Genomic DNA, 25178 nt, shown 5'->3' on the forward strand with positions numbered 1-25178 from the left:
AGCATGGATATTCGCAAGAGCGGCCTGGTGGGCAGCGGTGATTCGGGGTCGTATTCGGACCTCAACCGGCTTAACCAATTCAAGGTCGGCGACAAGAACAGTGACGCCAACATGCGCAAGGTGGCGCAGGAGTTCGAGTCGCTGTTCCTCGGGGAAATGCTCAAGTCCATGCGCTCGGCCACCGAAGCCCTGGGCAAGGACAACCCGCTCAATACGCCAGCGGCGAAGCAGTATCAGGAAATGTACGACCAGCAGTTGGCGGTTTCCCTGTCGCGCAATGGCGGCGGTATCGGCCTGGCCGATGTGCTGATGCGCCAGATGTCGAAGAATAAACCGGTGGTTCCGGGCACAGCGGCTGCCGTGCCGGGGGCCACTGCCGACGCCAAGGCGACGCCCACCGCCATTGCCGCGGGCACCACCGCCATCGGCGGGCCGCTGACCCGGGTCAACGGCCAGCGTCCGCTGTGGGCCTCGCGCGCCGTCGATCCGCATACCTCGGGGACCGTGCACAACGACATGGCCTTGCTCAATCAGCGGCGGATCTCGCTGCCGAGCAAGCTGACCGATCGCTTGTTGGCGGGCATCGTGCCTTCTGCTACCGGCACCGATGCCTCCGGCAAAAACGCCGCGCCAGGGCGCACTACAGCCGCCACTGACGCTGTGATCAAGGGTGACTGGCAAAGTGCGCAGACCTTCGCCGCGCCCCGTGGACGGATGCAGATCTACGGTCGCGCCGTGGCCCAGCCGCCCTTGGCGCCGGCCAAGAGCGCCTTCAGTTCATCCGATGATTTCGTCGCCACCATGCTGCCGATGGCAGAGCAGGCGGCCAAGCGCATTGGTGTCGATCCGCGCTACCTGGTGGCCCAGGCCGCCCTGGAAACCGGCTGGGGCAAGTCGGTCATGCGCCAGCAGGATGGCTCCAGCAGCCACAACCTGTTCGGCATCAAGGCCGGCAGCAGTTGGAAGGGTGATCAGGCACGAGCGATCACCAGCGAATTCAGAAATGGCGAGATGGTCAAGGAGACGGCAGCGTTCCGTTCCTACGATTCCTATCAGGACAGTTTCCATGACCTGGTGACTTTGTTGCAGAGCAACAATCGCTATCAAGAAGTGCTGAAGTCGGCCGATAAGCCTGAACAGTTTGTACGCGAGTTGCAAAAAGCCGGGTATGCAACCGACCCGGATTACGCAAGCAAGATTTCGCAGATTGCCAAGCAGATGAAGAGCTACGAGAACTACGCTGCGGCGGGCGCTTCCACGAATTTATAAGGTCTGAACCATGAGTTTGCTCAATATCGGGATGTCGGGGCTGTCAGCCAGCCAATCGTCGTTGATGACTACGGGTAACAACATCGCCAACGCCGATACCGCCGGCTATTCGCGCCAGCAAACCGTGCAGGGCACCAAGGCCTCCATCCAGTACGGCACGGTGTATATCGGCACCGGTACCACCCTGGCCGACGTGCGCCGCGTCTACAACAGCTACCTTGACGCGCAACTGCAGACCAAGACCTCGCTCAACAGCGACTCGGCCGCCTACCTGGGCCAGGTCACGCCGCTCGACAGCCTGCTCTCCGACAGTGGCACGGGCCTCAATGGCGCTCTGACCAAATTCTTCGCCTCGGTGCAGAACGTCAACTCCAAGCCGGGTGACGATGCATCGCGCCAACTGCTGCTCAGCGATGCCCAGGCTCTGAGCAACCGTTTCAACTCGATGTCCACCCAGTTGAACGAGCAGAACACCACCATCAACGGCAACCTGTCGAGCATGGCGGACCAGGTCAACAAGCTGGCCAGTACCGTGGCCCAGTTGAACCAGCGCATCACCGAGATCTCCAGCTCCGGCGGCATGCCGAATGACCTGCTGGATTCGCGCAACGAAACCGTGCGCCAGCTTTCCAGCCTCACCGGCGCTCAGGTCATGGAGCGCGACGGCAACCTGGATATCTACCTGGGCAGCGGCCAACCGCTGGTCATGGGCGGCACCGTCAGCACCCTGGAAGTGGTGCCGAGCAAGGACGATCCGTCGCGTTCGGCGATCCAGCTCAATCGTGGCGCCAGCACCATCGACATCACCTCGATCATGACCGGTGGCGAGATCGGCGGCCTGTTGCGTTATCGCAGCACGGTGCTGGACCCGGCCATGAATGAACTGGGGCGCGTAGCCTTGGTGGTCGCTGACCAGATGAACACCATCCAGGCCCAGGGCATCGACAAGAACGGTGAATTCGGCTCGAACATTTTCAGCAGCATCAACAGTGCCTCCCAGGTTGCCCAGCGCAGTGTCGCATCGACCTCCAACGTTGGCGCGGGTACCTTCAATGTCAACATTGAAGACACCGGCAAGCTGTCGATCAGCGATTACAAGGTGACCTTCACCAGCGCCACCGACTACACCGTGCAGCGCCTGTCCGATGGCAGCTCCGCAGGCTCGTTCAGCACTACGGCCACCACGCCGCCGGTGATCGATGGCTTCTCCCTGAAGTTCACCGCTACCAGCGCGACTGCCGGCGACACCTTCAAGCTGACCCCGACCCGTAACGCCGCGACCAGCATCAAGACCGAGATGACCGACTCCAAGCGCCTGGCCATTGCCGCGCCGCTGGGTGCCGCCATCGCCTCGGGCAGCAGTGGCACGCTGTCGATCCCGGCCAGCGGTCAGCCGACCCTGAAAACCTCGCTGGATATCTACGACACGGCGGCTACCCAGGCGATCCAGAACGGCCTGAAGACATCGACTCCGGTCAAGCTGGTCTTCGGCACTGCCGGCGGCACGACCCAGACTTACCAGTTGCTCGACGCTGGCGGCCACGAGATCAGCAACGGCACCATCGTGCCCGGCCAGAGCAACACCTTGAGCCTGAGCATTCCGCTGGTCGACGCCAGCGGCAACGCGATCATGGATTCGGGCACGCCGCCGGTGCAGCGCACCGCCGCGTTCGAGATGACCGTCGCAGGCTCTCCAGCCTCGGCTGCCGGGATCAATATTTCCCTCAGCCAGCCAGGCACCCTGGACAACCGCAACGGCACGACCCTGGCCGGCTTGCAGACGGCGCAAACCGTCGATACCGGCAGTGCCAGTAAAGGTATTTCCCTGACTGATGCCTACGGCAAGCTGGTCGAAGGTGTGGGCGCCAAGGCCGCCCAGGGCAAGCTCGACAACGCCGCGACCTCGGCCATCCTGGCCAACGCCAAGGGCGCCCGGGATTCGCTGTCGGGGGTCGATCTCGATGAGGAAACCGGCAACCTGGTCAAGTACCAGCAGTACTACACCGCGTCTTCGCAGATCATCAAGGCTGCGCAGGAAATCTTCAGCACACTGATCAACAGTCTTTAAGGAGTCGTAGCCCATGCGCATTTCTACCGCCCAGTTTTACGAGTCCACCGCTGCCAACTACCAGAAGAACTTCGCCAACGTCGTTAAAAGCAGCGAAGAGGCCAGCAGCCTAGTGCGCGTCAACACCGCCGCCGATGATCCGGTCGGAGCCTCGCGTCTGCTGCAACTGGGGCAGCAAGCCTCGATGCTGGATCAGTACAAGACCAATACCAGTACCATCAAGGCGACCCTGGGGCAAACCGAATCGGTGATGACCAGCATCAACAATGTGCTGCAGCGTGCCAAGGAACTCACCGTTGGTGCAGGCAGTGCCGGCTACACCGACGCCGACCGCCAGGCCAACGCCTCGGAGCTTGGGCAGATCGAAGAGCAGCTGTTGAGCCTGATGAACAGCCAGGACGAAAACGGCAAATATATTTTCTCCGGTTCCAAGGGTGACGTTGCGCCATTCTCGCGTAACAGTGACGGCACCTACACCTACAACGGTGACCAGGTGACCCTGGACTTGCCAGTCGGCGACAGCATGTCGATGGCCACCAACAGCACTGGTTGGGAAGTGTTCCAGCAAGCGATCAACACCAGCCGCAGCCAGGTTACTGCGACCGCACCCGTGCCAGGGTCGCCGCAGGACAAGAACCAAATCACTCTGTCCAATGGTCAGGTGACGTCCAGCGTGACGTACAGCAACAAGTTCCTTAGTGGCGAGCCTTACAAGATTGAGATTGTCGGTGGCAACCAGCTGAAGATCACCGACTCCAACAATCTTGATGTAACGTCCGAGGCCAGCCTGGCCGGCGCTTTTGATCCCACCAAGAAAGATACGCAGAGCGTCAAATTTCGCGGCGTTGATCTGAACCTCAATATCAATCTGGCCGCCGGTGATGATCCGGTTGCCGATCTGCCCAACTACAGTTTCGAACTGGCGTCCAAGCCGGATTCGTTCAACGTCACTCGCAGCCCGGGTAACCCCACCACAACTCAGATAACCGGCTCAAAGGTCACCGACCCAGCCGCTTACCACGCCAGTTTCCCAAACGGTTCGGCGATCCTGAAGTTCACCAGTTCCACTGACTTCGAGCTGTACGCCGCGCCCTTGACTTCCAGCAGCAAGCCGGTATCCAGCGGCACTGTGGTGGGCAACAAGGCCACCGCGTCCGGTGTCGAGTTCACCCTGGACAGCACCGCACCAGCCGCGGGAAATCAGTACAGCGTGGCGGTCAACACCCACGAGACCCAGAACATTCTGGACACCGTGAGCCAGTTGAAAAAAACCTTGAATACTCCGGTAGATGGCAATCCGATTGCGCTGCAGAAGCTTAATGCCGGCCTGGCCTCGGGCCTTGCCAACCTGGCCAGCGGCAACGATCAGCTCTCTGCTGGCCTGAGCTCGGTCGGTGGTCGGGGGGCGGCGCTGGAGACCCAGAATGACACCAACCAGTCACTGGTACTGGCCAATGCCCAGACTCAGTCGGGTATCCGTGATTCCGACCCGGCCGCGGTCATGACCCGCCTGACGTTGCAGCAAACCATGTTGCAGGCTTCGCAATTGGCGTTCAGCAAAATTGCCCAGCTTGGGCTGTTCAACAAGGTGTAAATGTTCGGGACTCTGTCCTGCCGTTTACCAGCGAGCGCCGCCGTCCTTTTTTAAGCGGTTCTGTGCTCCCCATCTGCCTTGGCTGGGGAGTGCGCCGCTCGAGAGTTACCCTTCGTGAATACAGCCCCCCTCGTCAGCATCGTCATCCCTGCCTTCAGTCCGCGTTTCTTCGGCCTTGCCCTACAAAGTGCGCTGAGCCAGTCCTATCAGAATCTTGAAATCATCGTCTGTGACGATTGCTTCGATGACGAGATCAAGCAGATTGTCGACTCGTTTTCGGCGCAGGCGCGGGTGCCATTGCGCTATCTGCGCAACCCCGAGAATTTGGGGTTCACCGGTAATCTCTTACGCGGTATAGAGGCGGCCCGGGGCGAGTTGGTGAAAGTGCTCTGCGACGATGACCTGTTGTTTGACGAGTGCATCAGCCGCCAGGCCCAGGTGTTGAATGATCACGCAGACGTCAATCTGGTGTTTGGCTTGCGACTGCTTACCGATGCCAACAGTTTCGCCTTGCCCATGCGCCTGGATAATTGCGGCCTGGTGCCCACGGATGCGATTTTCAAAGGCGAGGACTTGTTGGCGATATTTGAAAAAAGCCCGCGCAATGTCCTGGGTAACTTCAGTGCTGCACTAATGCGTCGCAGTGATCTGCTGGCACTGGTCCCGGCGCTGACGCAAGCAACGGGCGGCTTTCTCGCACAGTTGGATTTTGCTCTGTTCGTCTGCCTGCTGCGGCGTGGCAACTTTGCGATGCTGGCTCAGGTGTTAAGTACCGAGCGTTTGCACGAAGACCAACTTAGCAAACAACCACATGTCGCTGCTGCGGCGCCGACCGAGCTGGATTGGCTCAAGGCGATGCTGGGCGCCCGTACGGGTGAGCAGCCTCCAGCCTCGGGTTGGGTGCGTCACGTTGCACTGGAGGTGCCTACCACCGACGGTGGCAGGGCCTGGAAGGAAGTGTGCGTGACGCTGATTTTGGCCAATCGTCAGAATGCGTTTAAGGCGCGTATCGGTACCCAAAGCGAAAGCTACGCCGAGTTTTATCGGGAGTGGCTGGCTGCGCGCAGTTTCTCGGTGGTCGAGCGCCAGTTGATGTCGCAAAAAGTTGATGCATGGCCTCGGCGGCCGGCTCTGGTGCCGATCATTATCGATGCTGTAGGTGAGCGTGGCCCGTTGCGAGCCACGCTGCAAAGTTTGCAGCGTCAGATCTACGCGCCCCACCAGGTGGTGCTGCTGTCTGATGTGTTGTATGAAGCGAAAAGCGATGTATTGCAGTTGCCGGCAGCCCAGGACTGGGTGCAGCAACTGAACGATCTGCTGCCGACCCTGGAAGGTTGTGACTGGTTCTACCTGCTACAGGCAGGCGACAAGCTGGCGGATTCGGCGTTGCTATTGTTGGCCGAGCGAATTGCCCACCTCTCGGGAATCCGATGCGTGTACAGCGATGAAGGTGCGTTGGTCGATGGCGAGTCGGGTGAGCCGGTCTTCAAGCCTGACTTCAACCTCGACCTTATGCGCAGCTACCCCTATGTCGGTCGAACCCTGGCTTTCGAGCGCGAGAGCATCCTTGAATTGGGCGGTTTTGATCATGCTTTTGCCGAGCTGTCACCTCAGGATGCGCTATGGCGTCTGGTGGAAGCGGTTGGGCCGCAGACGGTCGAGCATATTGCCGAGATCCAGGTCGAGTCGAATTTGAGTTTTGCCCAGTGGCTTTCGCTACCGCAGGTGGTCGAGCACAGTGCCCTGCTGGTTGCTGCGCATCTGGAACGGCTGCGCGTGCCTTTCCGCTTGCATTCCGACCCATTGCCGGTGCTCAACCACGTTGAATACCTGCATGAGCACAAGCCCGTGGTTTCGATAATCATCCAGGCCGGCACCGACCTGCCGGGCTTGCAGCGTTGCGTTGAAAGCCTGTTTGAGACGACCCGCTATGCCCACTATGAAATCCTGATTGTCGATAGCGGTGCCGGCGATGCGCAGATGGCGCAGTGGCTGCTGGCGATGGCCCAGCTAGGCGCCTCGATGCTACGGGTTATCGGCTTTTCCGATGCACCGAATGACGCGGCCATCCACAACCTTGCTGCGAGCGAGGCCCGTGGTGACTATCTGGTACTGCTCAACGCCCGCAGTGTGATCTGCGCTGCCGATTGGCTGGAGCAATTGCTTAACCATGCACAGCGTCCAGAGGTCGGGGTGGTCGGTGCTCGAGTCCTGAGCCCGCAAGGCAAGGTCTTGCGTTCAGGGTTGGTGCTGGGGATGGCGGGGCCGGCCAATAGCGCATTCCAGGACGAAGACATCGAGGCCCGTGGTTATTTGCAGCGCCTGCAAGTCGCGCAGAACTGGAGTGCGGTCAGTGGTGACTGCCTGATGGTGCGCAAGCAGGTGTTCGAGGACATTGGTTGTCTCGATGAGCAGGCATTTACCCTTGGCCTGAATGATCTGGATCTGTGCCTGAGGATCGGGCAGGCGGGCTATCTGGTGGTCTGGACGCCGCACGCCAGCATCATGCTGGGCTCGCACGTTGTGCAGGTGCCTGAGTCAGCTGCTAACGAGTTGCGTGTGCTGGAGGAGGAAACCTTCTATCTACGCTGGTTGCCGAAGTTGGCCCGCGATCCGGCCTACAACCCGCAGTTGAGTTTGAACAGTTCCAACTTCAGGCTCGAGTCAGGTATTCGCGACAGCTGGAACCCGCTCTATACCCGCGCCGTACCATCGATTCTGGCGTTGCCGATCAACAGCTCCGCCACTGGTCATTACCGCGTAACCGAGCCTTTCAAGGCACTGGAGTCAGCGGGGAGGGTGGTAGGACGTTTTGTCTATGAGCCGCCGTCGGTGATTGATATCGAGCGCATGGCGCCGGACATGATCCTGCTGCAATGCCGCTATGGCGAAGGTTCTGCCGCCGAGTTGCAGCGACTCAAGACCTACTCCAGCGCTCGGCGCATCTTTGAGTTGGATGACTACGTCATCAGCGCGCCGAAGAAAAACAACCATGCGCGGAACAAGGCAGCGAACATCGAAGACATTGTGCGCAAATCCATCGGCCTGTGTGATCGTGTGGTAGTGACCACCGACGCGTTGGCCAATGCCTTGTCGAACATGCACCAGGACATTCGGGTGGTGCCCAATACCCTGGTACCGCAGATATGGAACGGGCTGCGTGCTCTACGTGCAACGTCGCGCAAGCCAAGGGTCGGTTGGGGCGGAGGTTCCAGCCACACCGGCGACCTGGAGATCATTGCGCAAGTGGTGAGAGAGCTGGCCGATGAAGTGGAATGGGTCTTTTTTGGCATGTGCCCTGAAGGGCTGCTGCCCTATGTTCATGAGTTTCATGCATCCATCAGTTTGAAGGACTACCCGGCCAAGCTTTCAAGTTTGAATCTTGACCTCGCTCTGGCGCCGCTGGAACAGCATATTTTCAATGATTGTAAAAGCAACCTGAGGCTGCTGGAGTACGGCGCCTGTGGCTTCCCGGTAATTTGCTCCGATACCGAGGCCTATCGTGGAGATTTGCCCTGCACCCGTGTACCGAGCAACAGCACCGAGGATTGGGTGGCGGCGATTCGCATGCACTTGAGCGACCCGGATGCCAGCTATCGTATGGGCGACGCCCTGCATGAGGCGGTGATGCGTGATTGGTTGTTGCAGGGCGATACCCTGGACCGCTGGTTCAATGCCTGGGTCGGCGACTGATCACAGGCATCGATATTTAACTCTGGCACAGAAGCTGCTGTTACCCCCTGCCTGCTGCCAAAAAAATGGCCGCCCTTATAAATAATGCGCACATGCCGCTCACTCAATATTTGGAGATACCGATGAAAGGCAATCTGTTGACGTTTTCTTTGCTCAGTGCCAAGCCGGATTACCTTTCAGGCGGCAGCGCGTGGATTGAACATATCCCGTTCGCCTTCCTGGCGGTCGAAGCCCTGCGCCCGGATATTTTTGTCGAGCTGGGCTCGCACCATGGCGACTCATATGTGGCTTTCTGCCAGGCAGCGAAAACCCTCGAGTTGCCGATGCGCGCCTTTGCCGTGGACACCTGGGAGGGCGACCCGCACGCCGGATTCTATGGTCAGGAAGTCTACGATCGATTGAAGTCGGTACATGACAAGCCGTACGGTCATTTCTCTGAAATGAAGCGCATGAAGTTTGATGACGCACGCAATGATTTCGCCGACGGTTCCATCGACCTGCTGCACATCGACGGCCTGCACACCTACGAAGCTGTCAAGCATGACTTCGAGACCTGGCTGCCGAAGATGAGTGAGCGCGGCGTGATCCTGTTCCATGACACTGTGGTGCGTGATCGCAACTTTGGTGTGTGGAAGCTCTGGGCTGATATCTCCAGCCAATACAATTCGTTCGAATTCCACCATGGTCACGGCCTGGGGATATTGTGCGTGGGCAAAGCAGTGCCGCAAACCTTCCTGGATTTGCTTGGACAGTTGCAGGCACTGCCGGATAACGCCCGCAGCTACTTCCACGCCCAGGGTCAGCAGTTGTCGCTGCAGAACTACATGCGCGTGCTGAACCAGAAAAACGAAGCCTCGATGCAGCAATCTGCTGATCAAATGGACCAAGCTGCCGGTCTGCTGCAAGACATGGATCGCCAGATCACTCAGCTCAAAAGTGAACTGCGTGAGTCTCAGGCGCTGAATGCCCAGCTCAAGCAAGTGCTGGAAATGGTCACCGCCAAGGCGTGATTCAGCTGTAAAGCGCGATATGTCCCTGTGGCATATCGCGTGCTTTCTTCCTCGTTCTGCTCCTGTCTGCTCGTTATCTTGCGCAAAAACAGCAACCTTCCCATGACAGAGTGACCTTTCGGTCATAAAGTGCATCTTCACAGTATTGTGTTGCGGTGGGGAGGCTCTGCGGCGTCGTTGCATACGCCCGTTTTTCGCCTGTCCCAGGCAAATCAACTCTATTTGATAGCGCTCCGGATTTTGTTTCAGGGGTCAACGTTTAGTTGTTTATTATTGGGAAGCCATGATGATTGGCATAAAAAGCATTGCGAGCTACGTGCCTGCAGCGGGCGTGGACAATTACGCACAAGGTGCAAAATTCCAGAAGGATGAAGAATTCATCCTCGGCAAAATCGGTTCGGCCTTCCTGCCCCGCAAAGATCCTGGTCAAGAAACCTCCGATCTGTGTGTCGAAGCTGCAAACGCGTTGTTCGCCAACAATCCACAGCTGACGCGCGAATCCATCGACGTGGTGATTGTCGTCACCCAGAACGGCGATGAGGAAGGTTTGCCCCACACCGCGGCGATCGTTCAGGACAAGCTCGGCCTGCCGACTACCGTGGCGGCATTCGACATTTCCCTGGGCTGCTCCGGTTATGTCTACGGTATCTATGCGATCAAGGGCTTCATGGAGGCAACCGGGTTGAAGAATGGCCTGCTGATCACCGCCGACCCTTATTCGAAAATTGTCGATCCAGAAGACCGTAACACCACCATGCTCTTTGGCGATGCCGCCACCGCCACCTGGATGGGGGAGGATGCGTCTTGGCAGTTGGGCAAGGCCAAGTTCGGGACTGATGGTTCCGGAGCGCCGCACCTGAAGGTCACCGACGGTGTGTTCTTCATGAATGGGCGCCAGGTGTTCAACTTCGCCTTGTTGAAGGTGCCCGCGCACTTGCACGAGCTGCTGGATGAGTCGTCGCTGACAACCAGCGATATCGATGCCTTCTGTATTCACCAAGGCAGTGCGGCGATAGTCGACGCCGTCGCCCGTCGGTTTGAAGGCGAGCCCGAGAAGTTCATCAAGGACATGGTGGAGACCGGTAACACCGTTTCATCCAGCATCCCTCTTCTGCTTGAAAAGCACGTATTGACCTCAAACTGGAAGCGCGTAGCCCTCAGTGGGTTCGGCGTCGGCTTGTCCTGGGGTTCAGCTATCATCTATCGCGACTGATCGCTGATTGGGTGTTGCATAGCGCTACCGGTCTTGCCGGTGGCGCTTTTTTTTGCCTGAAGTATTCACAGAGGCTTTTTTGACGTCATTTTTCAACGCGACGACGTTGCTAAACCCTTGTTTTATTGGGGATGGCTGAGTGCTAGTAATTTTTTTCAAAAAAGCCCTCAAGCAACCTGCCATAGCGACGATAACTATTACGAAGGTTCTCTAGGCCACACCCGGCGGTTGCCAGGGCCGGAAGCCGCAGTACCCAACCAACGAGGAATTCGTCATGGCTTTAACAGTAAACACCAACGTCACATCGTTGAACGTCCAAAAAAACCTGGGCCGCGCTTCCGATGCTCTGTCGACTTCGATGACTCGCCTGTCTTCCGGCCTGAAAATCAACAGCGCTAAAGACGACGCCGCTGGTCTGCAAATCGCAACCCGCATGACTTCGCAGATCCGTGGTCAGACCATGGCAATCAAAAACGCCAACGACGGTATCTCCATCGCCCAGACTGCTGAAGGCGCGATGCAAGAGCAAAGCAACATTCTGCAGCGTATGCGTGAACTGGCTGTTCAGTCGCGAAACGACAACAACAGCACCGACGATCGCGTTGCTCTGAACAAAGAATTCGTGGCAATGAGTGCTGAGCTGACTCGTATCTCTACTTCCACCAACCTGAACGGCAAGGCTCTGCTGAACGGCGACGCTGGCACCATGACCTTCCAGGTCGGTTCCAACACCGGTGCTGACAACCAGATCACTCTGGACCTGAGCGCCAAGTTCGACGCCGCTACTCTGTCGGTTGACAGCGCTACTATCGCCATCACCGGTACCAGTGCAGACATCGAAGCCAACTTCACCAAAGCCATCACCAACATCGACGCGGCTCTGGGCACCATCAACGCCTCCCGTGCTGACCTGGGTGCTGCACAAAACCGTCTGACCAGCACCATCTCCAACTTGCAGAACATCAACGAAAACGCCAGTGCTGCATTGGGTCGCGTACAAGATACCGACTTCGCTGCTGAAACTGCGCAGTTGACTAAGCAGCAAACCCTGCAACAAGCTTCCACCGCAGTTTTGGCTCAAGCCAACCAACTGCCATCCGCTGTACTGAAACTGCTTCAGTAATAGCTGATGCGTTTTAGGCGGGGGAGTGCGCTAGTCGCACTCTCTCGCTTTTTTAGTTAAAGAGGTGATGGACATGGATATGAGCGTCAAGCTGAACTTGTCTTATCCTGCTGCGAAGCCTGCAACGCCTGTTGCTGAGCCTGTGGCGGAGAAGCCTCAAGCCGCTGCTGCGGTTGCGGCAACGGTCAAGGATGAAGCAAAAGATACGACCAGCGAGCGAGACAAACTTAAAATGGCCGTTCAGGAAATTGAAAAGTTTGTGCAGTCGGTCAAGCGAAACCTGGAGTTCTCGATTGATGAACCCTCAGGCAAAGTCGTCGTCAAAGTCATAGCCAGTGACTCCGGTGAGGTGATCCGTCAGATCCCCAACGAAGAGGTTCTGAAATTGGCCAATAGCTTGAATGACGCAAGCAGTCTGCTGTTCAGCGCTCGAGTCTGACAGCTGGCACAAATTTTGTTGCTATGTTCTTTTGGGCGTTGTAGTGGTCAAAAGACCGGCGAGACACTAAAAGGGAGTTCCTCATGGCAAGTCCAATTCTACCAGGCACGGGTTTAGGCTCTGGTCTGGACACCGGTGCAATCGTCAAGGCTCTGGTCAACGCTGACAAGGCGGCCAAGCAAGGGCAGATTGACCGTGGCACCACCACCAATACTGCGTCCATCTCCGGTATTGGTACTCTCAAGTCGCTGATGGCGACATTCCAGACGACCTTGACGGCGTTGGGTAACACCACTGAGCCTCAGTTCACTGCGTTTAGTGCGACCCCTTCCGACGCTAAAGTCCTTTCTGCAACAGCCAATAACTCGGCGATCAATGGTGTTTACAACATCAAGGTCGATCAGATTGCCTCTGGCTCGAAGATTGCCTCGGCGGCATTCAAGGACGGTCCAAAGAGTGCGATCACCGCCGGTACCATGGTGATTACCACGGGGGCCTCCAGTGCCAACACCGCCAAGACCTATAACCTGGAAGTGCCTGACGGCGCGACTCTGGAGTCGGTTGCCAAGTCGATAAACGACAAGTATCAGTTCAGTGGTCTGAGTGCCAACATCGTGACCGACAGTTTCGGTTCGCGCCTGGTTGTAAGTTCGTCGAATACCGGTGCTGGTTCTGATATTTCTCTCAGCGGGATTGATGAACTGAAAGTCGATGGCACGAAAGTGATGGCTGGAACCGGTGGCCCCACCGATACGACTGAGGCTTCAGCGACTTCCTCGGGTGCTGTCGGAGCGTTGGCCAGGGATGCGAAGTTCAGTATCGATGGCATGCCGATTATCAGTGCAAGCAATAAGCTCGATAACACCGTCTCTGGTTTGTCGATGACTCTGTTTGCGGTGGGTGAGTCGCGGGTTGTGGTCAGTCCGAACAACGATGGCTTGAAAACCTCGGTGCAGAAGTTCGTCGATGCTTACAATGCCGTGGTCAACGCCATTACCTCGCTTACTAAGCCTTCTCTGGATGACGATGGCAATCCGACCATTGCCGCGGCGTTAACTGGCGATGCCATGCCGCGCTCCATCCTTGCGGCCATTCGTGGCCCATTGGCTGAAGCGGGTAACGGCGACAAGTTGACCGTACTTTCTCAGTTGGGCATCAATACCGACCAGAAAACAGGTGCATTGACCTTCAACACCACCAAGTTCGACGCGGCGATGAACGACAAGAAGCTCGGCGGCGAGGTTCAGAATTTGTTCTCCGGCGAGAATGGCCTGATGGCGCGGATGACTGATGCAATCAAGCCTTACACTGCGACTGACGGTATTCTCACCGCCCGTAGTGATGCGCTGACCAAGACCAAGACCAAGCTTGCCAACGATCAATTGGCCTTGGACCGTCGTATTGAAAACCTCACGGCCGTACTGACCAAAAAGTACAACGACATGGATACTCTGGTCGGCAAGCTCAAAGCCACTGCGAGCAACATCACCTCGATGTTTGAAGCGATGAACGCCCAGCAGAAAAGCTGATAGCCGCTAGTGCCAAAAGCCCGGCGGCGCCTTTTGGTGTTCCGGGCTTTTGTGTTTCAGGTCTAAAGATTTTTGACGCGTTGTCGATACACTGGTTATACGAACCATAGAATTTGCATGAGGTAGAGCATGAATCCAATGTTAGCCCTTCGCCAATATCAGAAAATTGGTGCCCAGGCGCAGACCTCCGAAGCCAGCCCGCACCGTCTGGTACAGATGCTCATGCAGGGCGGCCTGGACCGTATCGCTCAGGCCAAAGGCGCCCTGGAACGCAAGGACATTCCCAACAAAGGCATTCTGATCGGCAAGGCCATCGGCATTGTCGGTGGCTTGCGCGAGGGGCTGGATCTGGAGAACTCACTCGACACCCTGGGCGAGCTGGATAGCCTCTACACCTATATGATGAAGCGTCTGGCAGAAGCCAACGTGAAAAGCGATCCCCGGATTCTCGATGAGGTCGCAGGTTTGCTCCGCACGGTCAAAGATGGCTGGGATGCCATCGCCGAGCCTGGTCCACAGTTTTAAGGAGATCGCCATGAGTCTTGTATTGCAGCGAATCGAACACACCCGTGATGCCCTGGTCGGAGCCCTGGCCGAGCGTAATTGGGAAGCCATTGGTGAGTTGGACCTGGCGTGCCGTTCCTGCATGGAAGACGTATTGAGTGAGGCTTCAGTGGACGAGGCGGCGTTGCGCAATAATCTTGAGGAGTTGCTTGGGGTCTACAAGCAATTACTGGAGGCGGCGAGTGGTGAGCGTCAGGCGATTGTCGACGAGATGTCGCAGATCCATCAAGCACAGAGCGCGGCAAAGGTTTACCATCTGTTCGGTTAATGTTGAGTTAATCCGAACCTGGCGCGCCATAAATTTGACTGTGCACGCTTTTTTGACTTAACTAGTGCTGTTTTCAGATTTCAGACGTCTATAAGGCAGATAATGCCTACAAGCGTCTAGCTTGCCCCTCATTCTGGGCATTGAGTTGACTAGGGAAGTTGCTATTGCATGTGGCGTGAAACCAAAATTCTGCTGATCGATGACGATAGCGTCCGCCGCCGCGACCTGGCGGTAATTTTAAATTTTCTCGGCGAAGAAAATTTACCCTGCGGCAGCCATGACTGGCAGCAGGCGGTCGGCTCTTTGTCATCAAGTCGTGAAGTCATTTGCGTACTGATCGGGACGGTGAGTGCTCCTGGCGCGCTTTTGGGCTTGTTAAAGACACTCTCAACCTGGGATGAGTTCCTTCCAGTTTTGTTAATGGGCGATAATTCTTCCATTGACCTGCCCGAAGACCAGCGTCGGCGAGTGCTTTCGACCCTGGAAATGCCCCCCAGCTACAGCAAACTGCTCGACTCCCTGCACCGTGCCCAGGTCTATCGTGAAATGTACGATCAGGCCCGCGAGCGCGGTCGTCATCGCGAGCCGAACCTGTTCCGCAGCCTGGTGGGCACCAGTCGCGCGATCCAGCATGTGCGGCAGATGATGCAGCAGGTGGCCGATACCGACGCTAGTGTGCTGATCCTTGGCGAGTCCGGCACGGGCAAGGAAGTGGTGGCGCGCAACCTGCACTATCATTCCAAGCGCCGCGACGCGCCATTTGTGCCGGTCAACTGTGGGGCGATTCCTGCGGAACTGCTTGAAAGCGAATTGTTCGGCCATGAGAAGGGCGCCTTTACCGGGGCAATCACCAGCCGGGCTGGCCGTTTCGAGTTGGCTAACGGTGGCACCCTGTTCCTCGACGAAATCGGCGATATGCCTCTGCCGATGCAGGTCAAGCTGCTGCGGGTCCTGCAGGAACGTACCTTTGAGCGTGTGGGCAGCAACAAGACCCAGAGCGTCGACGTGCGGATCATTGCGGCGACCCACAAGAACCTTGAAAGCATGATCGAGGTCGGCAGCTTCCGCGAAGACCTGTACTACCGCCTGAACGTATTCCCGATCGAGATGGCCCCGCTGCGCGAGCGCGTCGAGGACATCCCGTTGCTGATGAACGAGCTCATCTCGCGCATGGAGCACGAGAAGCGCGGGTCGATCCGCTTCAACTCCGCCGCCATCATGTCGCTGTGCCGCCATGGCTGGCCGGGCAACGTCCGCGAGCTGGCCAACCTGGTGGAGCGCATGGCGATCATGCATCCCTATGGGGTTATCGGCGTGGTCGAGTTGCCGAAGAAATTCCGCTATGTCGATGACGAAGACGAACAACTGGTCGACAGCCTGCGCAGTGACCTGGAAGAGCGCGTGGCGATCAATGGCCATGCGCCGGACTTCGCGTCCACCGCCATGTTGCCGCCTGAAGGCCTGGATCTGAAGGACTACCTGGGTAGCCTTGAGCAGGGCTTGATTCAGCAGGCGCTGGACGATGCCAATGGCATTGTTGCGCGTGCAGCGGAGCGCTTGCGTATTCGTCGCACCACCCTGGTGGAGAAGATGCGCAAGTACGGCATGAGTCGTCGTGAGGGTGATGAACAGGCGGATGATTGACGCCTGTTTTTCAACTCGTTGAAATGGCTGTGGTTTTTTTTAGGCACGGGTATTGCTAAGTCTCTTGCAACGTTCCGTTTAACTGACGGTCAGCCAAGCGAGAGAGCACGATGCCCCAAGCCGCCCAGATGTCTCCTGTCCCTGACGCTTCGGGGCAATCGTCGTCCGTAGAGCAGGCAAGCCGGCTTGGCCTTGAGCAGGCGTTTGCCTTGTTCAACCAGATGTCGAGCCAACTTACCGACTCCTACAGCATGCTTGAAGCGCGGGTCACCGAGCTCAAGGGTGAGTTGGCGGTGGTCAGCGCACAGCGCATGCAGGAATTGGCGGAAAAAGAACGCCTGGCCAATCGCCTGCAAAACCTCCTTGATCTGTTGCCGGGTGGCGTCATCGTCATCGACGGCCAGGGCATGGTCCGTGAGGCCAACCCGGCGGCCTGCGAATTGCTCGGTCTGCCGCTCGAAGGGCAACTGTGGCGCCAGGTCATTGCCCGCTGCTTTGCGCCTCGTGAAGACGATGGTCATGAAATCTCCCTCAAGGACGGGCGCCGCCTGTCGATTGCAACGCGCTCGCTGGATGCCGAGCCGGGGCAGTTGGTGCTGCTCAACGACCTGACTGAAACCCGTCACCTGCAAGACCAGTTGGCGCGCCATGAGCGCCTGTCCTCCCTGGGGCGCATGGTTGCCTCCCTGGCTCACCAGATTCGTACGCCGTTATCGGCGGCTTTGCTGTACGCCAGTCATTTGACTGAGCAGGAGTTGCCGCTGGCAACCCAGCAGCGTTTCGCCGGGCGCCTGAAGGAGCGTTTGCACGAGTTGGAGCATCAGGTGCGCGACATGTTGGTGTTCGCCCGTGGCGAGCTGCCGCTGACCGATCGCATCACCCCCAAATCCTTGTTGCAGTCGCTGCAGGCGGCCGCCTCGACCCAGGTCCAGGACGTGCCAGTCCGTTGGCAGTGCGACAGCTATGCCGGCGAGTTGCTGTGCAATCGCGACACCCTGGTCGGCGCAGTACTCAATCTGATTGAAAATGCGATCCAGGCCAGTGCCGGCCAGGCACGGCTCAAGGTGCACCTCTACACCCGCGATAACACCTTGCGCCTGTGCGTCAGTGACAGTGGCAGTGGTATCGAAGACGCGGTGCTGGCGCGCCTTGGCGAGCCGTTTTTTACCACCAAGGCCAATGGAACCGGCCTTGGCCTGACGGTGGTCAAGGCGGTGGCCCGTGCCCATCAGGGAGAATTGCAGCTGCGCTCGCGTTCGGGGCGTGGAACCTGTGCGCTGGTGACCTTGCCGTTGTTCTCCAGCGCTCACGCAACGGAGTGAAAGTAATGGCGATCAAGGTGTTACTGGTTGAAGACGATCGTGCCCTGCGCGAGGCCCTGGCGGACACGCTGCTCCTGGCGGGTCATGACTACAAGGCGGTCGGCAGTGCCGAAGACGCTCTGGACGCGGTGGCCAGCGAATCGTTCAACCTGGTGGTCAGTGACGTCAACATGCCGGGTATGGACGGTCATCAGTTGCTCAATGTGTTGCGCTCGCGCCAACCGCAATTGCCGGTGTTGTTGATGACCGCCCACGGCGCCGTCGAGCGCGCGGTGGATGCCATGCGTCAAGGCGCCGCCGATTACCTGGTCAAGCCCTTCGAGCCCAAGGCTCTGCTCGACCTGGTGGCGCGTCATGCCCTGGGTTGTCTGGGCGCTGCGGAAGGTGAGGGGCCAGTGGCGTTCGAGCCGGCCAGTGCGCAGTTGCTGGAATTGGCGGCGCGGGTCGCCAGAAGTGACTCCACGGTGTTGATTTCCGGCGAGTCGGGCACGGGCAAGGAGGTGCTGGCGCGTTACATCCACCAGCATTCCGGCCGTGCCAGCCAGCCGTTTATCGCCATCAACTGTGCGGCGATTCCCGACAACATGCTCGAAGCAACTTTATTCGGTCACGAGAAGGGCTCGTTTACCGGCGCCATCTCGGCTCAGGCCGGCAAGTTCGAGCAGGCCGATGGCGGCACGATTCTGCTCGATGAGATTTCCGAAATGCCCCTGGGCCTGCAAGCCAAGTTACTGCGTGTGCTGCAGGAGCGGGAAGTGGAGCGGGTCGGGGCGCGCAAGCCCATCACCCTGGATATCCGCGTGGTGGCCACCACCAACCGGGATCTGGCCGCTGAAGTGGCTGCCGGGCGTTTCCGTGAGGACCTGTACTACCGGTTGTCGGTCTTTCCTCTGGCCTGGCGCCCACTGCGCGAGCGCACCGCCGATATCCTGCCACTGGCCGAGCGTCTGCTGGCCAAGCACGTCAATAAAATGAAACACGCCGCGGCGCGGCTGTCGCCCGAGGCCCAGGCCTGCCTGATCGGCTACCCGTGGCCGGGCAACGTGCGTGAGTTGGACAACGCCATTCAGCGTGCGCTGATCCTGCAGCAGGGCGGCCTGATTCAACCCCAGGACTTCTGCCTTGCCGGCCCTGTGGCCTGCGCTCCGCTGCCGTCACTGGCGCCCCGGACCCCGGTTGCGGAGCGGGCGCAGGTGAAAGAGGTCGAGGCGGGAGTGGGTGAATCGGCGGGTGCGCTGGGGGATGACCTGCGGCGGCGCGAGTTCCAGATGATCATCGATACCTTGCGCTCCGAGCGTGGGCGCCGCAAAGAGGCGGCCGAGCGCCTGGGCATCAGCCCGCGCACGCTGCGCTACAAGTTGGCGCAGATGCGTGATGCGGGAATGGATGTCGAGGCCTATCTGTTTGCAACATGAATCGTTTCGCACTAGGCCCGGGATGGGCTTTTGTTCGGCGTGGCCATGGAGCTGGCACCCTTGTTGCTAACACCTCACTAACCGCTGAGTGAGTGTCAAAAAATTGCGGGTCGTCAGAGAGAGTAGAGCATGAGCCAGGGTATTGAATTTAATCGATTGATGTTGGATATGCGGGCCATGCAAATGGACGCCATGTCTCAGCCCAAATCGGCCGCCGTGCCACAAATCAGCGGCAGCAGCTTCTCCGACATGCTCGGGCAGGCAGTGAACAAGGTCAGCGATACCCAGCAGGCTTCCAACCAGTTGGCCAGCGCCTTCGAGATTGGCAAAAGCGGCGTGGATCTGACGGATGTGATGATTTCCTCACAGAAAGCCAGTGTGTCGTTCCAGGCGTTGACCCAGGTGCGCAACAAGCTGGTTCAGGCGTACCAAGACATCATGCAGATGCCGGTTTAAGGACGAGATTGAGTCATGGCAGAAGCAGTCGCCGATAACGTACCGGCCAAGGCCACCCCGATAGACGGCAAACCGCCGCTGTTCGGGCTGTCCTTCCTGGAAAACCTCTCCGAGATGACCATGCTGCGTCAGGTAGGCCTTCTGGTCGGTCTGGCGGCGAGCGTGGCGATTGGTTTTGCCGTGGTGCTGTGGTCTCAGCAGCCCGATTACCGTCCGTTGTACGGCAGCCTTGCCGGCATGGATGCCAAGCAGGTGATGGACACCCTGGCCTCCGCTGACATTCCCTACACCGTCGAGCCCAACTCCGGGGCTCTGCTGGTCAAGTCCGAAGACCTGTCCCGTGCGCGCCTGAAGCTGGCCGCTGCCGGCGTGGCTCCGGGTGACGGCAATATCGGCTTTGAAATCCTCGACAAGGAACAGGGCCTGGGTACCAGCCAGTTCATGGAAGCGACCCGTTATCGTCGCGGCCTGGAAGGCGAACTGGCGCGGACCATTTCCAGCCTGAACAACGTCAAGGGCGCCCGCGTGCACCTGGCGATTCCGAAAAGTTCGGTGTTTGTGCGCGACGAGCGCAAGCCCAGCGCCTCGGTATTGGTCGAGCTGTATTCCGGGCGCTCCCTGGAGCCCGGCCAGGTGCTGGCGATCATCAACCTGGTGGCCACCAGTGTTCCCGAGCTGAGCAAGTCGCAGATCACCGTGGTCGACCAGAAGGGCAATCTGCTCTCCGATCTCGCGGAAAACTCCGAACTGACCATGGCCGGCAAGCAATTCGATTACAGCCGCCGCATGGAAAGCATGCTGACGCAGCGGGTGCACAACATCCTGCAACCGGTGCTGGGTAACGATCGCTACAAGGCTGAAGTGTCTGCCGACGTGGACTTCAGTGCGGTCGAATCGACTTCCGAGCAGTTCAACCCTGACCAGCCTGCGTTGCGCAGCGAGCAGTCGGTCAACGAACAACGTACCGCCAGCAATGGCCCGCAAGGTGTGCCGGGTGCCTTGAGCAACCAGCCGCCGGCGCCCGCTTCAGCGCCGCAAACCACCGGCGGCGCCACCGCTTCGGCCGGCATGGTGCAGCCAGGCCAGCCACTGCTCGATGCCAACGGTCAACAGATCATGGATCCGGCCACCGGCCAGCCGATGCTGGCACCGTACCCGGCCGACAAGCGTCAACAATCGACCAAGAATTTCGAGCTCGACCGTTCCATCAGCCACACCAAGCAGCAGCAGGGTCGCCTCAATCGCCTGTCGGTCGCCGTCGTGGTCGACGATCAGGTCAAGGTCAACGCTGCCAACGGCGAAACCAGCCGTGCGCCGTGGAGCGCCGATGAATTGGCGCGTTTCACGCGGCTGGTGCAGGACGCGGTGGGCTTCGATGCCAGTCGTGGTGACAGTGTCAGCGTGATCAACGTGCCGTTCTCGGCTGAACGCGCTGAAGTGATTGCCGATATTCCGTTCTATTCGCAGCCGTGGTTCTGGGACATTGTCAAACAGGTGTTGGGCGTACTCTTCATCCTGTTGTTGGTGTTCGGTGTCCTGCGTCCGGTGCTCAACAACATCACCGGCGGCGGCAAAGGCAAGCAATTGGCAGGCCTGGGCAGTGATGTCGAGCTGGGTGGCATGGGCGGTCTGGATGGCGAGTTGGCCAACGACCGTGTCAGCCTCGGTGGTCCGCAAAGCATCCTGCTGCCTAGCCCGAGCGAAGGCTATGACGCTCAATTGAACGCGATCAAGAGTCTGGTGGCTGAAGACCCGGGTCGTGTGGCTCAGGTCGTGAAAGAGTGGATTAACGCAGATGAGTGATAACCGAGTCGCTACCGCCAAACTGACCCGGGTCGACAAAGCCGCGATTCTGCTGCTGTCCCTGGGGTCCACCGATGCTGCGCAAGTGCTGCGCCATATGGGGCCCAAGGAGGTCCAGCGGGTGGGTGTGGCCATGGCCCAGATGGGCAACGTGCACCGTGAGCAGGTCGAACAGGTGATGAGCGAGTTTGTCGACATCGTCGGCGATCAGACCAGCCTTGGCGTCGGTTCCGATGACTACGTGCGCAAAATGCTCACCCAGGCACTGGGCGAAGACAAGGCCAACGGCCTGATCGACCGCATCCTCCTGGGCGGCAACACCAGCGGCCTGGACAGTCTGAAGTGGATGGAGCCGCGCGCCGTGGCGGACGTGATCCGTTACGAGCACCCGCAGATCCAGGCCATCGTCGTGGCGTACCTCGACCCCGACCAGGCCGGTGAAGTGCTGGGCAATTTCGACCATAAGGCGCGCCTGGACATCATTTTGCGGGTTTCCTCGCTCAATACCGTGCAGCCTGCCGCCCTGAAAGAGCTGAACCAGATTCTCGAGAAGCAGTTCTCCGGCAACTCCAATGCCTCGCGCACCACCCTGGGTGGCATCAAGCGCGCGGCCGACATCATGAACTTCCTCGACAGCTCGATCGAAGGTCAGTTGATGGATTCGATTCGCGAAGTCGACGAAGACCTGTCCGGTCAGATCGAAGACCTCATGTTCGTCTTCAACAACCTGTCCGATGTCGACGACCGTGGAATCCAGGCGCTGTTGCGCGAAGTGTCTTCCGATGTGCTGGTGCTGGCCCTCAAGGGGTCGGACGAAGGCGTCAAGGAAAAGATCTTCAAGAACATGTCCAAGCGGGCTGCCGAACTGTTGCGCGACGACCTCGAGGCCAAGGGCCCGGTGCGCGTCAGCGATGTGGAAACCGCGCAGAAGGAAATCCTCACCATTGCCCGCCGTATGGCCGAAGCCGGAGAAATCGTTCTCGGCGGGAAGGGCGGCGAAGAAATGATCTAAGGTCGCTTTATGTCGTCCAGCAGTGATGAATCCCCCAGCGACCTGATTCGCGCCCGGGACGTCGGAGGTTTCGACGTCTGGTCGCTGCCCAGCTTCGACCCGCATCAACCTGAGCCCGAGCCTGAGCCGGAAGAAGAACTGCCGGCGCAGATGGAAGAAGTGCCGCTGGATGAAGTCCAGCCACTGACCCTGGAAGAGCTCGAGAGCATTCGTCAGGAAGCCTACAACGAAGGTTTTGCCACCGGCGAAAAAGAAGGCTTTCACAGCACCACGCTGAAAGTCCGCCAGGAAGCCGACGCGGTCCTGGGCGCCAAGCTGCAAAGCCTTGAGCTGCTGATGAGCAACCTGTTCGAGCCTATCGCCGAGCAGGACGCGCAGATCGAGAAGTCCCTGGTGGGCCTGGTCAAGCATGTCGCCCGGCAAGTGATCCAGCGTGAGCTGGCGATGGACTCGACGCAGATCGAACACGTCATGCGCGAAGCCCTCAAGCTGCTGCCCCTGGGTGTGGGCAATGTGCGCCTGTATATCAACCCGCAGGATTTCGAGCAGGTCAAAAGCCTGCGCGAGCGCCATGAGGAAACCTGGCGCATCGTCGAGGACGAAGCCATGTTGCCGGGCGGGTGCCGGGTCGAGACTGAGCACAGCCGGATCGATGCGACCATTGAGACGCGTATTTCCAAAATCATGGACCAGCTCGATGACCAGTTGCACGAGCAGGTCCTGCATCCGGCGCCGGCCGACCTGAGCCTTGAGCTGGGGGCGGCCGCAACGCCGGTCCCTGAGGCCGAGCCGGCCACCGAGGGCCCGCCAGAGGCGCCGTCGGAGCCAGGCTCGGAGCCGGATTCGGAGCCTGCCAATGCGCCTTGAGCGCACCAGCTTCGGCAAGCGCCTCGGCAGTTATGCCGAGGCCAGCGAATTGCCTGGCCAACCCATTCTCGAAGGGCGCCTGTTGCGCATGGTGGGCCTGACCCTCGAAGCCGAGGGCCTGCGCGCCGCCATGGGCACCCGCTGCCTGGTGATCAACGACGACAGCTACCACCCGGTGCAGGTCGAGGCCGAGGTCATGGGCTTCTCCGGCGCGAAGGTGTTCCTGATGCCGGTGGGCAGCGGCGCTGGCATCGCCCCGGGAGCCCGCGTGGTGCCCCTGGCGGATACCGGGCGCCTGCCGATGGGCATGAGCATGCTCGGGCGGGTGCTTGACGGTGCCGGTCGCGCCCTGGATGGCAAGGGCGGGATGAAGGCCGAAGACTGGGTGCCCATGGATGGCCCGACCATCAACCCACTCAAGCGCGACCCCATCAGCCAGCCCCTTGACGTTGGCATTCGTTCGATCAACGGTTTATTGACGGTCGGCCGCGGCCAGCGCCTGGGTCTGTTCGCCGGTACCGGCGTGGGCAAGAGTGTGCTGCTGGGCATGATGACCCGCTTCACCGAGGCCGACATTATCGTGGTCGGTTTGATCGGCGAGCGGGGTCGTGAGGTCAAGGAGTTCATCGAGCACATCCTCGGTGAAGAAGGACTCAAGCGTTCGGTGGTAGTGGCTTCGCCCGCCGACGATGCGCCGCTGATGCGCCTGCGTGCCGCCATGTACTGCACGCGGATCGCTGAATATTTTCGCGACAAGGGCAAGAATGTCCTGTTGCTGATGGACTCCCTGACCCGTTTCGCCCAGGCCCAGCGGGAAATCGCCCTGGCCATCGGCGAGCCGCCGGCGACCAAGGGTTATCCGCCTTCGGTGTTCGCCAAGCTGCCGAAGTTGGTGGAGCGTGCTGGTAATGCCGAGGCCGGGGGCGGTTCGATCACCGCGTTCTATACCGTGCTGTCCGAAGGCGATGACCAGCAGGACCCGATCGCCGACGCGGCGCGGGGCGTGCTCGACGGCCATATCGTGCTGTCGCGGCGCCTGGCCGAAGAAGGTCATTACCCGGCAATCGATATCGAGGCCTCCATCAGCCGGGTCATGCCGGCGGTGGTGACCCCCGAGCACATGAATCGGGCCCAGTACTTCAAGCAGTTGTGGTCGCGCTACCAGCAGGCGCGCGACCTGATCAGCGTCGGCGCCTATGTGCCGGGCGGCGATCGGGAAACTGATACCGCGATCGCCTTGCAGCCATCGATGGTGGTGTACCTGCGCCAGGGCCTGAACGACAGCATCAGCCTGGGCGAAAGCGAGGCCCATCTGGAGATGGTCTTCGCTCCCGCGCCCGGGGGTTGATAGGCCATGGCTAACAGCCGCGCCGCGCGCCTGGCGCCGGTGGTCGACATGGCTCAAAGCGCCGAACGCACCGCCGCCCAGCGCCTGGGGCACTTCCAGGGCCAGGTGCGCCTGGCGGAAAGCAAGCTCGGCGACCTTGAGCGCTTCCGTGGCGAATATCAGCAGCAATGGATCGACCGTGGCAGCCACGGGGTGTCCGGGCAGTGGCTGATGAACTACCAGCACTTCCTCAACCAGCTGGAAACAGCCGTGGCCCAGCAGCGCCAGAGCCTGGTCTGGCACCAGACCAACCTCAATCGTGCGCGGGAGACCTGGCAGCAGGCCTATGCCCGGGTCGAAGGGCTGCGCAAGCTGGTGCAGCGCTATGTCGATGAGGCCAGGCAGTTGGAAGACAAGCGTGAGCAGAAGCTGCTCGATGAACTTTCCCAGCGCCTGCCCCGTCAAGATCAGTACTGATCCGCGCATTTTGCTACTGCGGGTTGTCCATGTGCCGTGGGGGTGCTAAACCTTCTGCACGTTGCCAATGACAAGGAAGCAGTCT

At 59.4% G+C, this 25178-nt stretch carries 20 protein-coding genes; all 20 read left to right on the top strand.

What is annotated here, in order from left to right:
• The first annotated feature begins 3 nt into the window (after nucleotides 1–3).
• The 20 genes from flgJ (at nucleotide 4) to fliJ (ending at nucleotide 25093) form a co-directional block, all read left to right on the top strand.
• On the top strand, nucleotides 4–1269 hold the full coding sequence (flgJ, locus tag MF4836_RS15255) for a flagellar assembly peptidoglycan hydrolase FlgJ (protein ID WP_078470971.1): 1266 nt from the start codon (nucleotides 4–6) through the stop codon (nucleotides 1267–1269).
• A 10-nt stretch (nucleotides 1270–1279) separates the two neighbouring features.
• Nucleotides 1280–3337, top strand: coding sequence for a flagellar hook-associated protein FlgK (gene flgK, locus MF4836_RS15260; RefSeq protein WP_078470972.1), 2058 nt, complete (start codon nucleotides 1280–1282; stop codon nucleotides 3335–3337).
• Nucleotides 3338–3350: 13 nt separating this feature from the next.
• Nucleotides 3351–4931: a flagellar hook-associated protein 3 gene (locus MF4836_RS15265; RefSeq protein WP_078470973.1), complete on the top strand. Its 1581-nt coding sequence runs from the start codon at nucleotides 3351–3353 to the stop codon at nucleotides 4929–4931.
• Between the two features lie 114 nt (nucleotides 4932–5045).
• Nucleotides 5046–8624: a glycosyltransferase gene (locus tag MF4836_RS15270; RefSeq protein WP_078470974.1), complete on the top strand. Its 3579-nt coding sequence runs from the start codon at nucleotides 5046–5048 to the stop codon at nucleotides 8622–8624.
• A 65-nt stretch (nucleotides 8625–8689) separates the two neighbouring features.
• Nucleotides 8690–9634 carry a class I SAM-dependent methyltransferase gene (locus MF4836_RS15275; protein WP_078470975.1) on the top strand — a complete coding sequence of 315 codons (945 nt, stop codon included), beginning with the start codon at nucleotides 8690–8692 and terminating at the stop codon, nucleotides 9632–9634.
• A gap of 286 nt (nucleotides 9635–9920) precedes the next feature.
• Nucleotides 9921–10847 (top strand): ketoacyl-ACP synthase III, encoded by a 927-nt coding sequence (locus tag MF4836_RS15280; protein WP_078470976.1) that lies wholly within the window; start codon nucleotides 9921–9923, stop codon nucleotides 10845–10847.
• Between the two features lie 274 nt (nucleotides 10848–11121).
• Nucleotides 11122–11970, top strand: coding sequence for a flagellin domain-containing protein (locus tag MF4836_RS15285; protein ID WP_078470977.1), 849 nt, complete (start codon nucleotides 11122–11124; stop codon nucleotides 11968–11970).
• Between the two features lie 73 nt (nucleotides 11971–12043).
• Entirely contained in the window at nucleotides 12044–12409 is a 366-nt protein-coding gene (locus MF4836_RS15290; protein ID WP_078471272.1) for a flagellar protein FlaG, read from the top strand.
• 83 nt (nucleotides 12410–12492) lie between these two features.
• Nucleotides 12493–13938 carry a flagellar filament capping protein FliD gene (fliD, locus tag MF4836_RS15295; RefSeq protein ID WP_078470978.1) on the top strand — a complete coding sequence of 482 codons (1446 nt, stop codon included), beginning with the start codon at nucleotides 12493–12495 and terminating at the stop codon, nucleotides 13936–13938.
• A gap of 129 nt (nucleotides 13939–14067) precedes the next feature.
• A complete protein-coding gene (gene fliS / locus MF4836_RS15300) occupies nucleotides 14068–14463 on the top strand; it encodes a flagellar export chaperone FliS (protein WP_078470979.1) in 396 nt (131 codons plus the stop codon).
• A gap of 10 nt (nucleotides 14464–14473) precedes the next feature.
• Nucleotides 14474–14770, top strand: coding sequence for a hypothetical protein (locus MF4836_RS15305; protein WP_020299299.1), 297 nt, complete (start codon nucleotides 14474–14476; stop codon nucleotides 14768–14770).
• A 168-nt stretch (nucleotides 14771–14938) separates the two neighbouring features.
• Nucleotides 14939–16414, top strand: coding sequence for a sigma-54 dependent transcriptional regulator (locus tag MF4836_RS15310; protein WP_020299298.1), 1476 nt, complete (start codon nucleotides 14939–14941; stop codon nucleotides 16412–16414).
• A gap of 128 nt (nucleotides 16415–16542) precedes the next feature.
• On the top strand, nucleotides 16543–17736 hold the full coding sequence (locus tag MF4836_RS15315) for a sensor histidine kinase (RefSeq protein WP_161955746.1): 1194 nt from the start codon (nucleotides 16543–16545) through the stop codon (nucleotides 17734–17736).
• Between the two features lie 5 nt (nucleotides 17737–17741).
• Nucleotides 17742–19151: a sigma-54-dependent response regulator transcription factor FleR gene (gene fleR, locus MF4836_RS15320; RefSeq protein WP_078470981.1), complete on the top strand. Its 1410-nt coding sequence runs from the start codon at nucleotides 17742–17744 to the stop codon at nucleotides 19149–19151.
• A gap of 129 nt (nucleotides 19152–19280) precedes the next feature.
• A complete protein-coding gene (fliE, locus tag MF4836_RS15325) occupies nucleotides 19281–19607 on the top strand; it encodes a flagellar hook-basal body complex protein FliE (RefSeq protein ID WP_020299295.1) in 327 nt (108 codons plus the stop codon).
• Between the two features lie 15 nt (nucleotides 19608–19622).
• On the top strand, nucleotides 19623–21410 hold the full coding sequence (gene fliF / locus MF4836_RS15330) for a flagellar basal-body MS-ring/collar protein FliF (RefSeq protein WP_020299294.1): 1788 nt from the start codon (nucleotides 19623–19625) through the stop codon (nucleotides 21408–21410).
• Nucleotides 21403–22422, top strand: coding sequence for a flagellar motor switch protein FliG (gene fliG, locus MF4836_RS15335; protein ID WP_020299293.1), 1020 nt, complete (start codon nucleotides 21403–21405; stop codon nucleotides 22420–22422). The genes fliF and fliG overlap by 8 nt, the downstream gene beginning before the upstream one ends.
• A 9-nt stretch (nucleotides 22423–22431) precedes the next feature.
• A complete protein-coding gene (gene fliH, locus MF4836_RS15340; protein ID WP_078470982.1) occupies nucleotides 22432–23289 on the top strand; it encodes a flagellar assembly protein FliH in 858 nt (285 codons plus the stop codon).
• Entirely contained in the window at nucleotides 23279–24637 is a 1359-nt protein-coding gene (gene fliI / locus MF4836_RS15345; protein ID WP_078470983.1) for a flagellar protein export ATPase FliI, read from the top strand. The genes fliH and fliI overlap by 11 nt, the downstream gene beginning before the upstream one ends.
• 6 nt (nucleotides 24638–24643) lie before the next feature.
• Nucleotides 24644–25093 carry a flagellar export protein FliJ gene (gene fliJ, locus MF4836_RS15350; protein ID WP_078470984.1) on the top strand — a complete coding sequence of 150 codons (450 nt, stop codon included), beginning with the start codon at nucleotides 24644–24646 and terminating at the stop codon, nucleotides 25091–25093.
• The last annotated feature ends 85 nt before the right edge of the window (nucleotides 25094–25178 follow it).

Origin of the sequence: Pseudomonas sp. MF4836 (assembly GCF_002018875.1) — a bacterium.
In the GTDB taxonomy this organism is placed as follows: Bacteria; Pseudomonadota; Gammaproteobacteria; order Pseudomonadales; family Pseudomonadaceae; genus Aquipseudomonas.

Bases quoted from the DNA above. Each gene is read 5' to 3' on its own strand.
- MF4836_RS15275 (WP_078470975.1), top strand. From the start codon at position 8,690: ATGGCCGCCCTTATAAATAATGCGCACATGCCGCTCACTCAATATTTG.
- fliF (WP_020299294.1), top strand. From the start codon at position 19,623: ATGGCAGAAGCAGTCGCCGATAACGTACCGGCCAAGGCCACCCCGATA.
- MF4836_RS15290 (WP_078471272.1), top strand. From the start codon at position 12,044: ATGGATATGAGCGTCAAGCTGAACTTGTCTTATCCTGCTGCGAAGCCT.
- MF4836_RS15285 (WP_078470977.1), top strand. From the start codon at position 11,122: ATGGCTTTAACAGTAAACACCAACGTCACATCGTTGAACGTCCAAAAA.
- MF4836_RS15305 (WP_020299299.1), top strand. From the start codon at position 14,474: ATGAGTCTTGTATTGCAGCGAATCGAACACACCCGTGATGCCCTGGTC.
- fliG (WP_020299293.1), top strand. From the start codon at position 21,403: ATGAGTGATAACCGAGTCGCTACCGCCAAACTGACCCGGGTCGACAAA.
- MF4836_RS15280 (WP_078470976.1), top strand. From the start codon at position 9,921: ATGATTGGCATAAAAAGCATTGCGAGCTACGTGCCTGCAGCGGGCGTG.
- MF4836_RS15315 (WP_161955746.1), top strand. From the start codon at position 16,543: ATGTCTCCTGTCCCTGACGCTTCGGGGCAATCGTCGTCCGTAGAGCAG.
- MF4836_RS15265 (WP_078470973.1), top strand. From the start codon at position 3,351: ATGCGCATTTCTACCGCCCAGTTTTACGAGTCCACCGCTGCCAACTAC.
- fleR (WP_078470981.1), top strand. From the start codon at position 17,742: ATGGCGATCAAGGTGTTACTGGTTGAAGACGATCGTGCCCTGCGCGAG.
- fliE (WP_020299295.1), top strand. From the start codon at position 19,281: ATGAGCCAGGGTATTGAATTTAATCGATTGATGTTGGATATGCGGGCC.
- fliS (WP_078470979.1), top strand. From the start codon at position 14,068: ATGAATCCAATGTTAGCCCTTCGCCAATATCAGAAAATTGGTGCCCAG.
- MF4836_RS15310 (WP_020299298.1), top strand. From the start codon at position 14,939: ATGTGGCGTGAAACCAAAATTCTGCTGATCGATGACGATAGCGTCCGC.
- fliJ (WP_078470984.1), top strand. From the start codon at position 24,644: ATGGCTAACAGCCGCGCCGCGCGCCTGGCGCCGGTGGTCGACATGGCT.
- fliD (WP_078470978.1), top strand. From the start codon at position 12,493: ATGGCAAGTCCAATTCTACCAGGCACGGGTTTAGGCTCTGGTCTGGAC.
- flgJ (WP_078470971.1), top strand. From the start codon at position 4: ATGGATATTCGCAAGAGCGGCCTGGTGGGCAGCGGTGATTCGGGGTCG.
- flgK (WP_078470972.1), top strand. From the start codon at position 1,280: ATGAGTTTGCTCAATATCGGGATGTCGGGGCTGTCAGCCAGCCAATCG.
- fliI (WP_078470983.1), top strand. From the start codon at position 23,279: ATGCGCCTTGAGCGCACCAGCTTCGGCAAGCGCCTCGGCAGTTATGCC.
- fliH (WP_078470982.1), top strand. From the start codon at position 22,432: ATGTCGTCCAGCAGTGATGAATCCCCCAGCGACCTGATTCGCGCCCGG.